Source organism: Persicitalea sp., from assembly GCF_041751555.1.
Taxonomy (GTDB): Bacteria; Bacteroidota; Bacteroidia; order Cytophagales; family Spirosomataceae; genus Persicitalea.
The window spans coordinates 1-11,440 of record NZ_JBGSXF010000574.1; the positions used below are offsets into that span (position 1 = coordinate 1).

The 11,440-nt window shown below is 51.6% G+C and carries 14 protein-coding genes; 11 read left to right on the forward strand and 3 right to left on the reverse strand.

What is annotated here, in order from left to right:
* The 5 genes from ACEW8P_RS20290 to ACEW8P_RS20310 all read left to right on the forward strand — a co-directional run.
* The coding region (locus ACEW8P_RS20290) for a hypothetical protein (RefSeq protein ID WP_373514898.1) at nt 1-444 on the forward strand (444 nt) is incomplete at its 5' end.
* Nucleotides 437-925 carry a lipocalin family protein gene (locus ACEW8P_RS20295; RefSeq protein ID WP_373514899.1) on the forward strand — a complete coding sequence of 163 codons (489 nt, stop codon included), beginning with the start codon at nt 437-439 and terminating at the stop codon, nt 923-925. The genes ACEW8P_RS20290 and ACEW8P_RS20295, both read left to right, overlap by 8 nt.
* A gap of 3 nt (nt 926-928) precedes the next feature.
* A complete protein-coding gene (locus ACEW8P_RS20300; RefSeq protein WP_373514900.1) occupies nt 929-1,735 on the forward strand; it encodes a YoaK family protein in 807 nt (268 codons plus the stop codon).
* A 188-nt stretch (nt 1,736-1,923) separates the two neighbouring features.
* Nucleotides 1,924-2,280 (forward strand): hypothetical protein, encoded by a 357-nt coding sequence (locus tag ACEW8P_RS20305; RefSeq protein WP_373514901.1) that lies wholly within the window; start codon nt 1,924-1,926, stop codon nt 2,278-2,280.
* Nucleotides 2,281-2,347: 67 nt separating this feature from the next.
* On the forward strand, nt 2,348-2,686 hold the full coding sequence (locus ACEW8P_RS20310; protein WP_373514902.1) for a hypothetical protein: 339 nt from the start codon (nt 2,348-2,350) through the stop codon (nt 2,684-2,686).
* Between the two features lie 171 nt (nt 2,687-2,857).
* Here ACEW8P_RS20310 and ACEW8P_RS20315 read toward each other — a convergent pair whose 3' ends face one another.
* Nucleotides 2,858-4,429, reverse strand: a complete 1,572-nt coding sequence (locus ACEW8P_RS20315) for an arylsulfatase (protein ID WP_373514903.1) — start codon at nt 4,427-4,429, stop codon at nt 2,858-2,860.
* A 233-nt stretch (nt 4,430-4,662) separates the two neighbouring features.
* Between ACEW8P_RS20315 and ACEW8P_RS20320 the strand changes: the two genes are divergently transcribed.
* The 4 genes from ACEW8P_RS20320 to ACEW8P_RS20335 all read left to right on the forward strand — a co-directional run bounded on the left by ACEW8P_RS20320 (nt 4,663) and on the right by ACEW8P_RS20335 (nt 7,535).
* Entirely contained in the window at nt 4,663-4,920 is a 258-nt protein-coding gene (locus ACEW8P_RS20320) for a hypothetical protein (protein ID WP_373514904.1), read from the forward strand.
* Nucleotides 4,921-4,988: 68 nt separating this feature from the next.
* On the forward strand, nt 4,989-6,569 hold the full coding sequence (locus tag ACEW8P_RS20325) for a helicase HerA-like domain-containing protein (protein ID WP_373514905.1): 1,581 nt from the start codon (nt 4,989-4,991) through the stop codon (nt 6,567-6,569).
* Between the two features lie 91 nt (nt 6,570-6,660).
* Entirely contained in the window at nt 6,661-7,317 is a 657-nt protein-coding gene (locus ACEW8P_RS20330) for a DUF433 domain-containing protein (protein WP_373514906.1), read from the forward strand.
* Between the two features lie 14 nt (nt 7,318-7,331).
* The gene (locus tag ACEW8P_RS20335) at nt 7,332-7,535 is read left to right on the forward strand and encodes a YwbE family protein (protein ID WP_373514907.1); all 204 of its coding nucleotides are present in this window, start codon (nt 7,332-7,334) and stop codon (nt 7,533-7,535) included.
* A 149-nt stretch (nt 7,536-7,684) separates the two neighbouring features.
* Here ACEW8P_RS20335 and ACEW8P_RS20340 read toward each other — a convergent pair whose 3' ends face one another.
* Nucleotides 7,685-8,638, reverse strand: a complete 954-nt coding sequence (locus tag ACEW8P_RS20340; RefSeq protein WP_373514908.1) for a sugar phosphate isomerase/epimerase family protein — start codon at nt 8,636-8,638, stop codon at nt 7,685-7,687.
* Between the two features lie 91 nt (nt 8,639-8,729).
* Between ACEW8P_RS20340 and ACEW8P_RS20345 the strand changes: the two genes are divergently transcribed.
* Nucleotides 8,730-9,794 (forward strand): 2Fe-2S iron-sulfur cluster-binding protein, encoded by a 1,065-nt coding sequence (locus tag ACEW8P_RS20345; protein ID WP_373514909.1) that lies wholly within the window; start codon nt 8,730-8,732, stop codon nt 9,792-9,794.
* An 88-nt stretch (nt 9,795-9,882) separates the two neighbouring features.
* Here ACEW8P_RS20345 and ACEW8P_RS20350 read toward each other — a convergent pair whose 3' ends face one another.
* Complete coding sequence (locus ACEW8P_RS20350) at nt 9,883-10,827, reverse strand: DUF808 domain-containing protein (RefSeq protein ID WP_373514910.1); 945 nt, start codon at nt 10,825-10,827, stop codon at nt 9,883-9,885.
* A 343-nt stretch (nt 10,828-11,170) separates the two neighbouring features.
* On the opposite strand from ACEW8P_RS20350, the gene ACEW8P_RS20355 reads away from it, so the two are divergent.
* On the forward strand, nt 11,171-11,440 hold a 270-nt coding region (locus ACEW8P_RS20355; protein WP_373514911.1), incomplete at its 3' end, for a transposase.

The following is an 11,440-nucleotide window of genomic DNA, read 5'->3' on the forward strand; positions in this document are numbered from 1 at the left end:
AATACGTTGAAGGAGGCGCTCAAACGCCAAGGCGAAAAGGTAAATATTACCCTGGTTTACTTCGCCGAGATGCCTGATTCGATTACTGAGTTGCTTTTTTTCTCGAAAGAGGGCTACCTCTCCTCATTCCAGGAGGAAAGATTTCGAGAAGCGTGCCAGGTTCTGCTCAACAGATACGCCTCAAAAATCAACTCCTTCCGAATCGAGTTATTCAGCGGCTTCTGGCAGCGGGCCTTTACAAGTTTTCTGGAAGTCAACGACGTGGATGAGCTTTTCATCCCCGAAAACTATTCCATGAAACTGAATAAACCCAGAAGCTTTGACCCACTTCCGTTTTTTAGAAAATGCAAGTTGCCCCTGACGGCTGTTTCTTGGGATTCAAACGCCAATGTGCCCGAAAAAGACCTGGTTGCCGAACTCTTTTTACAAACTTCCCATGCATAGTGTCCGAAAAAAAATCCATCCGGGCTTCGCTTATGGCGGCTTCCTGGCAGGGTGTCTCTGCCTGTTTCTGGTGCTCATGACCAATGCTTCCAGTCCTGATCGTCTGATTCTGGGCACATGGAAAGAGGTGACCTGGGAATACGAAAAGGTAGATAACTATCAGGATGAGGTTGCTCTCCAGAGGCGAGTAATTGACTATGGTATGCGTCAGCTTATCGCAAAGGACTTAATAATCCACGAGGCCGAGCAATGGAGATTCTTGCCGAATGGCACCTTACAACTCTTGACTCGACCAGGTTCCGAACGCGCTGTGCAGTGGTCTCTGAAAGGCCGCGGACATATCCTTACGATGCAATATGACCAGCTGTTGGAAGAGAGCTACACCATTGCGAAACTTACTGAAAACGAACTGGTGCTGTACTTCCATACCGACATCGAGGTGCGGGGCATCGCCAAAATTACGTTCAGAAAAATCAGATAAATCATGCTTAGAAAATATAGTAACAGCCGAAGTCTCGCGGATAATATCCAACTGGGAGTGCTTACTGCCTTTTCAGCCGGAATGGTCAACGTCGCTACATTGATCATCTTTTTTGCTTTCGCCTCTAACGTGACGGGGCATTACGCCATTTTGGCGGAAGAGATTTCCAAAGGGAATTGGTACCAGGTAGCCGTAGTGATGGCCTGGATATTGCTCTTTCTCATAGGTAGCTTTGTCTCCAACTTCATCATCATCAATCTCAATCGAAAAAATGCCTATGTAGCTCATGCCCTGCCTCTACTGCTGGAAATAGCCTGCCTGCTTACCGTGGGGGTGTATGGGCAGTATTACTACCAGGGCACCCTCACCGAAACGGAAATTTTGGTAGCTTTCATGCTGTTTGCAATGGGGCTTCAAAATGGCCTTACCGCCAGCATCTCTAACTTTTCGGTCAAGACGACGCACCTCACCGGACTTACCACTGACCTGGGGATTCTGTTCTCGATGTTTACCCAGAAAGAGTACCGTAACAACGCTGTTCTCGTAGGGAAGGCCAAACTCCTGACGGCAATTGCCATATCGTACCTAACGGGAGGTGTCATGGCTGGGGTGCTATACAAGCAACTGGAATTCAAGGTCTTTTACATCGTGTCCCTGGTGATAGTAGTCGTCATTTTGTATGATTATTCAAAACTGCGGTTCTTAAAACTTTTTAACCGACGGAGCCGCTATACATCTGAATATAAAAGGCAGCCTCTGGCACCACCAGAAAACGAACAGGCCATAAAAGAGGTAGAAGAGCTTGTTTGATAGGATTGCGTTATTTCGCCCCTAATTTCTTGGCCCACCCTATATAGAGTGCCAGCATTTCCTGCAATTTTCCGGGCGTTATCCTTCCATACAGTATGGGATAGTCTTCAAAAAAAGAAGCTTAGGCATATTATTAGTAAAACGCTCAGCAGAAAAATCTTTTTTGTACCCAATACCCAAACTTTTTTATGAAAAAGACAGACTACGAGTACTGGCTAGATGAGTCTATCATAGCCATCCAGGATTTACATGGCGAGGAATCGGTTACTGCCAACGCTGCCGAGGTTCTTTTAGAAATACAGCAGGAAATGGGGAGTCTGAAAGGATACTTAGTCGTCTGGAAGAGCCGGGACGGCATCTGGGACGGGCTTTTTTACCGAAACAAACTTGTCGGCACGTATAATTTGGGCTACATGACATTTGAGGCAGCTAAAGAAATGCTACAAAGACTCAGCCCTTACTTTTCCCAAGAGTACGTTTTTAATAGTGACCGATTAGAAGACTGTAGGAACGTTAAGGGATTAGGTAAAATAATGACTTACTAGCCTTATTTATGAGCAAAACGCGCTGAGATACAGCGCGTTTTTTTTATTTCCCTTACTGCGATGAATTATGAAAAATGTAAGGTATGAATATTGGGTCGATGGCCCGGTAATAGGGATTCACGACCTACACGGGGAAGAATCAGTCACAGTTCATGCTGCGGGGGTACTTCTTGAAATAGAGAATGAGATCGGCAGCATAGAAGGAAAGTTTGTCGTTTGGAGAGACGGCGATCACATATGGGACGGGCTTTTTTTTCAAGATCGCCACGTTAATATTTATCCCCTTGGCTGCATGACATTTGAGGCTGCTAAGGAAAAGCTGCAAAACCTTTCAGGCCGAGACCGCGAAGAATACACCTTCGATGGCGATTCACTGACAAGAGCGGAATGCAGCAAGAACAAGTAAAATCCAACCGCACAAAAAACGGAGCGATATCAAAAAAACAGGATGGTAGTTGACTACAATAAAGACGGCACAAAGACTGTAAATGCGGAGGTATTTAAGGATGCAAGCATATTGAATTGAGCTAAGCAGAAGAGCATTGGCCGAAGCTGCCGGAAGCTCTGCAGAGATGCGTTATTTCGCCCCTACTTTCTTGGCCCAGCCTTCGTAAAGTACCAGCATCTCCTTCATTTTTCCGGGCATCGTTTGGGCCAGGTCATTCGTCTCGGATCGATCTTTGGCGACGTTGTATAGTTCCCAATCATTATCATCGATCTTCGAAGACACCAGCTTCCAGTCACCCTGCCGCACAGCCCGGCAGCCGAAATGCTCCCAGGCGATGAAGTCGTGCGGCTTCCGCGATTTTCCTGCTAAAATCGGTACCAAACTCTTGCCTTCCATCGGCTTCATAGTGCGGCCGTCGAAGGTAGTTGGATGCGTGGCCCCAGCCACTTCCAGGCAAGTCGGCATCAGGTCCATGATGTGGCCGACCTGGTCAGTCTGGAAAGCTTTCTTGACCAGTTTGGGATAATGCACGATCAGCGGCGTGGAGATGCCGCCCTCGTGGGTGTACTGCTTGTAAAGCCGGAAAGGTGTATTGCCGAGATTGGCCCATTCCATACCATAAGCGTCGTACGACCACTTCTGGCCCGTCGGCGTCACGAGCGATCGTTCGTAGGCTTCTGCTTCGAGGTCGCGTTTGGCGCGGCCCGTCAGTACTTCGGCGCAGGCGCCATTGTCGGAGAGGAACATGATCAGCGTGTTGTCCAGTTGCCCGGTCGCTTTCAACTTGTCCACTATGCGCCCGATGCCCGCGTCCAGTCGGGTGATCATGCCCGCGTAGGCGGACATTTTAAGATCCCAGTCGTCTTTGTTTTTGGCTTCTTCCCAGGCCGGAATTCGGTCATCGCGGTCGGTAAGTACCGCGCTTTTGGGCAGAAGCCCCATTTTCTGCTGCCGGGCGTAGCGGTCTTTGCGTAGTTGATCCCAGCCTTTCATGTACTTGCCACGGTACTTTGCGGTTTCTTCATCGGGCGCATGGATGGGCCAGTGCGGGGCGGTGTAGGCCACATACATGAAGAACGGATCCTTCCGGGTACTTTGCGTAGCGTCGTCGATGTAGCGGACGGCGTAGTCGGAAATGGCGTCGGTCAGGTAAAAGTTTTCGGGAATCTCGTAAGGTTCGTTGTCTTCCAGCATCAGCCGCCCCGGCAGCAGGCGGTAGTAGCTGTTTGCGCCACTGATGAGACCAAAGTACTTGTCGAAGCCCCGCTGCAGCGGCCAGTCGGGGCGCTCTTCGCCCACGTGCCACTTGCCCGACATATAAGTACGGTAGCCCGCCGACTTCAGAACCTCGGCGACCGTCACCGTCTCGCGGCTTAGCCAGCCCTGGTAGGGCGTCTCGCGGCTGTGATCCACGTCTTTGGTCACCATCCCGCCCATGCCCGCCTGCTGCGGATACACGCCCGTGAGCAGCGACGCCCGGCTCGGACAGCAGCGGGCGGCGTTGTAGAACTGTGTGAACTTCACGCCTCCGGCCGCAAGGTTGTCCAGGTTGGGCGTGTTGATCTCGGAGCCATAGCAACCGATGTCACTATAACCCATGTCGTCCACCATGATGAGGATGATATTCGGTTTTGTGGTTTGGGCAAAAGCATTCAGGGCAAAGCAAAGTACCAGGACGCAACCCGTCAATTTTATTTTCATAAAAAATTATTGTTTTCTTGTCCGGTAAAAAGCCGTCGGAAGTGGGCTTTCTACTATCATGAATATCAATATCTCGGTAGGTAGTTTGAAGCGGCTGGTTGGCGGGATATTCGCTACAAGATGAAGGCAACAGATTCCCCAAAACAACCGGAATGAATGGTAGTTATGAATTGGTACTAAATTTTAACAAAGTACCTTTTATTCAATGAATCAATCAAAAAACAACTACGAGCATGAAAATTAAAAATTTGGCGGGCATGGTTCTGCTCTCTGCCCAAGTGGTACTTTTTGCCGCTTGCGCGGGTGAGCAGAAAAAGACACCTAACTCCGAAATGAACGACGTCACTAAAACCGGAACTGACGAAAGCGACGCTGCCCTCGGCGTAGGGGCTGGCAATCAGGACGAGGAAGGTGGCTACCCGGCTAATCAGGCCAACCTGCATCCCGACTCCACACGGCGAGACACCAACGACATCCGCCGACCACGGTAAACGCTGGGGGTACTTTGGGGCAATTTTTCTATTTTTGGGAAAATTATCACCAAAACTACCTCATCTCTGTGTCGCAAAAAGAAGATTTCGTCGCCGCCGTTCAAAAATCGTACACCACCGACCTGCCTACCATTCATCTTGGGTCGGGGATATTGAACGGCGAAATCGTTACCGACGCCCGCGTGACTATTCCGCTACGGATGATGACTCGCCATGGCCTCATTGCCGGGGCGACGGGTTCGGGCAAGACGCGGACGCTGCAGGTACTTGCCGAGCAGTTGTCCGATGCGGGCGTTCCCGTGTTCATGTCTGATATCAAGGGCGATATTTCCGGCCTGGCGCAGCCTGGCACCACCAATGCCCGGCTGGAAGAACGCGCGACGGCACTGGGCATTTCGTTCGATCCCAAGGCTTTTCCCATCGAGTTGTATTCGCTCAGCGGCAAGCTGGGGGCGCAGATGCGGGCGACGATCCTGGAATTCGGCCCCGCGCTCCTTTCCAAGATCCTCGGCCTGAACGACACGCAGGAAGGGGTACTTTCCATTCTGTTCAAATACGCCGACGATAAGAAATTGCCGATGGTGGATTTGAATGATCTAAAAAAAGTGCTCGCCTACCTCTCCGAAGGCGCGGGAGCCGACGAAATCAAGTCAGATTACGGGCGGATAACTACTTCCACGGCAGGGACGATTCTGCGAAAAATTGTGGCCCTCGAACAACAGGGCGTCGAGAGTATTTTTGGGGAAAAATCGTTCGACATCGACGACCTAATCGCCAAGGAAGACGGACGCGGCGTCATCAGTCTGCTGAATGTCTCCGACGTGCAGGATAAGCCCGCCCTGTTCTCGACTTTCATGCTCAGCCTGTTGGCCGAGCTTTACGCCACACTACCCGAGGCGGGCGACCTCGATAAACCCAAGCTGGTTTTCTTTCTGGACGAGGCGCACCTACTTTTCAAGGACGCGCCCAAGGCATTCATGGAGCAAATCGAGAAGGTCATCCGGCTGATTCGTTCCAAGGGCGTCGGAATTTTCTTCTGTACCCAAATGGCGCAGGACATTCCCGATAGCGTACTGTCGCAACTCGGCAATCGGGTGCAGCACGTACTGCGGGCTTTCACGCCCAAGGACGCCGAAGGCCTCAAACAAACCGTCAAGACTTATCCGCGTTCTGACTTCTACAAAATTGACGAAATCCTGACTACCCTCGGTATCGGCCAAGCCCTCGTTACGGTATTGAACGAAAAGGGCATCCCCACCGAAGTGGCGGCCACGCATCTTGTGCCGCCGCGCTCGGTGATGGGGCCACTCACCACGGCAGACTACGAGACCCACGTCCGAAGTTCCGACCTTTACAATAAATACAAAGACCCCATCGACCCCGAAAGCGCCTACGAAATCCTGACGCGCCGCATGGAGGAAACGGCTCGGGCCGAAGAAAAGCAGGAGGCCGAAAAAGTGGCGGTCAAAGCCGCACCACGCGCCAATGCAAGGCAAGAAAAAGGAATGTTTGAAGATGCTTTGTCATCGCCGCTGGCCAAGCAAGTCGGTCGCGAACTGGTACGCGGCGTTTTCGGGATGCTGTTCGGCAAGAGCGTTAGTACGCGTTCACGGACTCGGAAGAAGAGCGGCGGGTTGTTCGGGTTTTGAACTCAACTTTCCGAAAGTTTTAAAGCACGATGGCAAGTCATTCGGAAAGTTGAGTTTAGTACCTTTGTATTTCAAGAAAAAAACTACCTGAGTGAAAGCCACCAAAACCACCAAGCGAAAAAATACCGCCTACTCTGTCACAGACATCGCCACGATTCTAGATCTGCCCGAAGCGCAGGTGAAACAGTGGCTAAAAGAGTATAAAAAAGGTCAACTCGCTGATCAGCAGACGGAAGGTGAGGTGAGCCTGACCGCCGACTTCCACACGCTGATTGAGTTCTATACTTTCTATCAGTTGCGCTCGCAAGGCGTGTGGCCTTCCCGCATCAACAACGCGCGGGAAATCCTGGCCGGAATGCTGCACACGCAGTACCCTTTCGCCACGGCTAATATCCTGACTGACGGCAAGAACGTCTTCTATCACGCCGAAATCGGCGAACTCATCAAGGCCGACCAGACGCTGCAACTTATCATTCAGCAGGTAGTAGCACCCTTCTGCAAGCGTATCGAGTTTGGTGACGACTCGCTGGCCACGAAGCTCTACCCCCAGGGCCGCAACTCTGCCATCCAAATCGACCCCAACCGGCAGGCGGGCCGCCCTGTTGTGGGTGACACGGAAATACTGTCGCGCTCGGTCTTCGACCTTTTCCGGCAGGGGCATACCGTTCCTGATTTGGCGCAACACTTTTCCTTGTCGCCCAAACAAGTGGAGGACGCCATCGCTTTTCACCAGAAGCAGGTAGCTTGATCTAAATTACTGTTATGAATACTCTATCGGGTACGGAGCGAAAAAACATCCACTCCGGTTTGGAAGTCTCTATCGTCCTGAAACAGGATCAGCGCACGGGACACCTCACCGAAGGCGTCGTCAAAGACATTCTGACCAAATCCCCTTCCCACCCGCACGGGATCAAGGTGCGGCTCGAGAGTGGAGAAGTCGGGCGGGTGAAGGTAGTTCGTGCGTGATCAAGATGGTTTCTCTGCCTGGGTGACCATTTCCGAGATGAAACCAGAAACCTACGTGCACCTTACTGATACTCTTTCAATCAGTAGGTACTTCAACACCAAAGGATGCCGTCTGCTGGACGCAGGTCTTCCTTTCTGTAATAGCAACTTCAGGCTTCGCGCCACATTTCTTTTAGCCAGTTCAGGTCGCGGCGCATGGCGTCGAAAACTACCTTTTGCTCCACTTTCAGCGTTTTGTCGCCATGTTCAGCCCCGCCGAGCGGGTACTCGAAATGCATTGATGCGGGTACCTGAAGCTGGTAGTTTTTCAGTAGTCCAATGTAGGTCTTGAAATCCACCATGCCCTCGCCGAGCGGCGTGTTTTCAGCTTCCCACTTCCCATTTTTCTCTGTCCACTTGAAATCCTTGAAAACTATGGTCTTGATGTGCGGTTGCAGCAGTCGAAGACCGTTTTTCCAGGAAAGTCCGCCTTCGACCGTGGAGTGACGGATGTCGTACTGCGAACCCGTGTGCGCGGGGTCAGCGTCTTCCAGCAATTGGTAGATTTCCCAGGGTGAAGCACCCACGCGCAGTCCGGCGTGGTTTTGGTAGCAGCCAATCAGACCCAGTTTTTTGTTCAATTGCCCCAACTCCTTCATCGTTTCCCGGTGTATCGCCATCGACTCGGCCATCGTTTTGTTCTTGTCGAAATCGAAGTAGTCCATGCGGTAGTACTTCAATCCCTGCTTGGCGGCGGTCTGTAGTACTTTTGTGTCCAAAGCTCCGACACCCTCCACGCCCGTGCAGAAAAGCTGCGGCGGTAGTTTGTGCTTTTTGAGCGCAGCTATGGCTTTGGGCAAATCCTCCTCTACCCGCTCGGGCAACACGTGGCCTTTCGGCCTGACGGTCAGTTCCACGCCGTCGAAGCCCAGCTCAGCGGCCATTTCGGCCATTTGATCGTAATCCAGGAATTGTAAGTGCTTGGAGAAGATATGAATTTTGGGGAGTGGCATATCTTTGTTCTTCATGCCAAAAACGGGCAGGCCCGCTGATAAAAAGGGAAGCGCACCGGCGGCGAGAGCCGTTTTCTTGACAAAATCGCGGCGTGTTGGATTGTTTTTCATAAAGAGCTTTTGTGTTAACTACCCAAAAATTTTGATATTTCGGAAGGTTGGGAGTACTTGGGGCATCACGCAAACAGACGATAGAGCAGCCATGCAGACCCCTACGTTAGAATTTCGGGTAAAGGAAATAATTCAGGAAACGGCCGATACCAAAACATTCGTATTAGAGCCAGTTGACGACATTTCGTTGGCTTACCGCCCCGGCGACGCGTCGCCGGGCCAGTTTCTGACTTTCCTGCTACACCTGGAAAACCATGAAGTACGCCGTTCCTACTCCATGAGTTCGGCTCCCGGTATCGACGCCCTCCCGGCTATCACCATCAAGCGCGTCGCTAACGGCGAGGTGTCACGCTACTGGCACGACCGGGTAAAAGTGGACACGATACTGAATGCTCTGCCACCCGCCGGACGATTCACGCTCGACTCTCCCGAAAACGACGAACCGCGCGACCTCTTTCTCGTGGCGGCAGGCAGCGGCATCACGCCTTTGTTTTCTATTTTGAAACATGCGCTTACCTATGAACCCACCAGCCGCGTGACGCTGCTGTACGCCAGCCGCCGCGAACGGAGCATTATTTTCAACGACCAATTAGAAGAATGGCAGCAACGCTACCCCGACCGCCTGGAAATCATCCACATCCTCAGCCAGCCCAGCGACGATTGGACAGGCCGCCGGGGAAGAATAAATAACTATCGGTTAGAAAACATCGTCAGGAAGCGTCTGAACTTTGCCACCGAACGGGCGCGATTTTTTCTCTGCGGGCCGTTCGAGCTGATGCGCGTCGCCGAGATTACGCTGCTGTTCATGGGCTTTGCACCCGCGCAGATCCGAAAAGAAAATTTTGTGATCGATACCGTGCCGCCGCCGCCCAAAAAATCGGAGCCGCACACGATTAGGCTAAACTTCCACGGCGACGAACGAGAGTTGGAAGTACCTGCTTACACCAGCATTTTGCAAGCTGCGCTGAATAACAGCATTCCGATTCAGTACAGTTGTAAAGGCGGACGCTGCGGTACTTGCGCGGCTATCTGCCGGGCGGGCGAAATGCGCATGAGTCTCAACGACGTACTCACCGAGCGGGATTTGGCACAAGGTTGGGTGCTGACTTGTACGGGCTACGCGGAGAGTGAAGGGGTAGTTTTGGAGATAATTTGAACGTGAGGTTGGTTTGGCGTGGTCGCGTGCAGGCGGTCGCGTGACGCTAATTATTGGGCTGTATCCCCAAGGGAATCGCTCACAAGTCTTAATGCCCGGCCTTTACTGTCGGACGCTTGAAGATTTTTTGGCCCAAGGCTACAACTTGTGCTATTACGGCTCCCAACAGTACACCACCCAGCGCCAAAATGATCACTTTTACCAGCCACGCCACGGCGGGTATACCCCCCAGAGCATCCTCCAGTGCTTCTAACTGATGGTGCAAAAAGGGGATTCCATGTGCAATGATTTCAGCCCCGACCCACAGCATAGCCGCCGTACCTACGTAGCCCAATAGGATCAGAAACTTAGGCATCGACTTTACAATACCGCGCCCGATCTTCTGGATCGTCGGGTTGGCGCTCTCCTTAGCCAGGTGGACGCCAATGTCGTCTGCTTTCACGATCAGTGCCACAAAACCGTACACCGCAACGGTGATAAATATGGCTACGATAAACAACACTACGATTTGGTTGACCAACGAACTTTCGGCAACCGTGGCGTAGGCAATCGCCATAATCTCGGCCGAAAGAATAAAGTCGGTTCGCACGGCCCCGCCTACCCGCTCTTTTTCCAGTTCCTCCGGGGTAATGACCTCTATTTCGTCAATAGGCAAATCATCCGTTGTGTGGGTCGATTTTACAAAAATAGAATGAACTTTTTCGTAGCCCTCAAAGCACAGGTAAGCACCGCCCACCATGAGTACGTAAGGGATTGCCATCGGCGCAAAGTACCCGAGCAACAGAGCCGCCGGCCCTAAAAAGATCACTTTGTTAATGACTGACTTTTTCGCAATCTGATAGATAATCGACAGTTCGCGCTTCGGATCGAGGCCTACCACATACTTTGGCGTGACAGCCGTATCGTCGATCACAATGCCGGAAACCTTACCCGTTGTTTTAGCTACTTGCGTTGGAATATCATCGAGGCTCGCCGCACTGACTTTCACGAGTGCTGCTACATCATCTAAAAGGGCCAGAAGTCCGGTCGACATGAATGAGGGATTTGTTTTGAGGTGAAATGGAGGTTGTGCAGCCTCCAGGCACGAAATATTCGTGCCACGACCTCACGCTGCCAATTTTTGTACACCGAGATCGTTGAACACAACTAAATCCGATGTTCAGAGCGAAGAGCGAGTACCGTTTCAAATTACCTCAATTCCATACTTTCGAACCTCCCCCAAAAAATCTGCTTCATCAAATTCACTCTGGATAAATATCGGTTCGATGCGGTCGTCAATCTCTCGTCTCAGTTTCCATAGCAAGGGAGTATTGGAGAAATAGTCGCCCTCTTAGAAGCTGTTTAAGTTAAATTGCAAAAGCGGGAAGGCAGGCTATATTGATGAATTCGAATCAAAAAATACAGCCGCACCGGCGGCCCGGTCAGACCTCCCCGCCGCAAGTTGGCAAGTTATTGAAAAAATCATCCGAGTCCGCCGCCTCAGCAAATGGGACTTGAAGCAAATCGTCAATGCCGTCCTCTACGTGACGAAAAACGGCTGCGTCTGGCGTGACGTTCCGGGCGAGTTCCCGCCCTGGCAGACCGTGTACTGGAAGGCCAGCCCCGTACTACTACGCCAAGTGGGTGAAGGACGGCACTTGGAAAAA

Excerpts from the sequence above, each read along its gene's own strand:
- ACEW8P_RS20340 (WP_373514908.1), bottom strand. The coding sequence starts at position 8,638 with ATGAAAAACAATCCAACACGCCGCGATTTTGTCAAGAAAACGGCTCTC.
- ACEW8P_RS20305 (WP_373514901.1), top strand. The coding sequence starts at position 1,924 with ATGAAAAAGACAGACTACGAGTACTGGCTAGATGAGTCTATCATAGCC.
- ACEW8P_RS20300 (WP_373514900.1), top strand. The coding sequence starts at position 929 with ATGCTTAGAAAATATAGTAACAGCCGAAGTCTCGCGGATAATATCCAA.
- ACEW8P_RS20295 (WP_373514899.1), top strand. The coding sequence starts at position 437 with ATGCATAGTGTCCGAAAAAAAATCCATCCGGGCTTCGCTTATGGCGGC.
- ACEW8P_RS20345 (WP_373514909.1), top strand. The coding sequence starts at position 8,730 with ATGCAGACCCCTACGTTAGAATTTCGGGTAAAGGAAATAATTCAGGAA.
- ACEW8P_RS20315 (WP_373514903.1), bottom strand. The coding sequence starts at position 4,429 with ATGAAAATAAAATTGACGGGTTGCGTCCTGGTACTTTGCTTTGCCCTG.
- ACEW8P_RS20320 (WP_373514904.1), top strand. The coding sequence starts at position 4,663 with ATGAAAATTAAAAATTTGGCGGGCATGGTTCTGCTCTCTGCCCAAGTG.
- ACEW8P_RS20350 (WP_373514910.1), bottom strand. The coding sequence starts at position 10,827 with ATGTCGACCGGACTTCTGGCCCTTTTAGATGATGTAGCAGCACTCGTG.
- ACEW8P_RS20335 (WP_373514907.1), top strand. The coding sequence starts at position 7,332 with ATGAATACTCTATCGGGTACGGAGCGAAAAAACATCCACTCCGGTTTG.
- ACEW8P_RS20310 (WP_373514902.1), top strand. The coding sequence starts at position 2,348 with ATGAAAAATGTAAGGTATGAATATTGGGTCGATGGCCCGGTAATAGGG.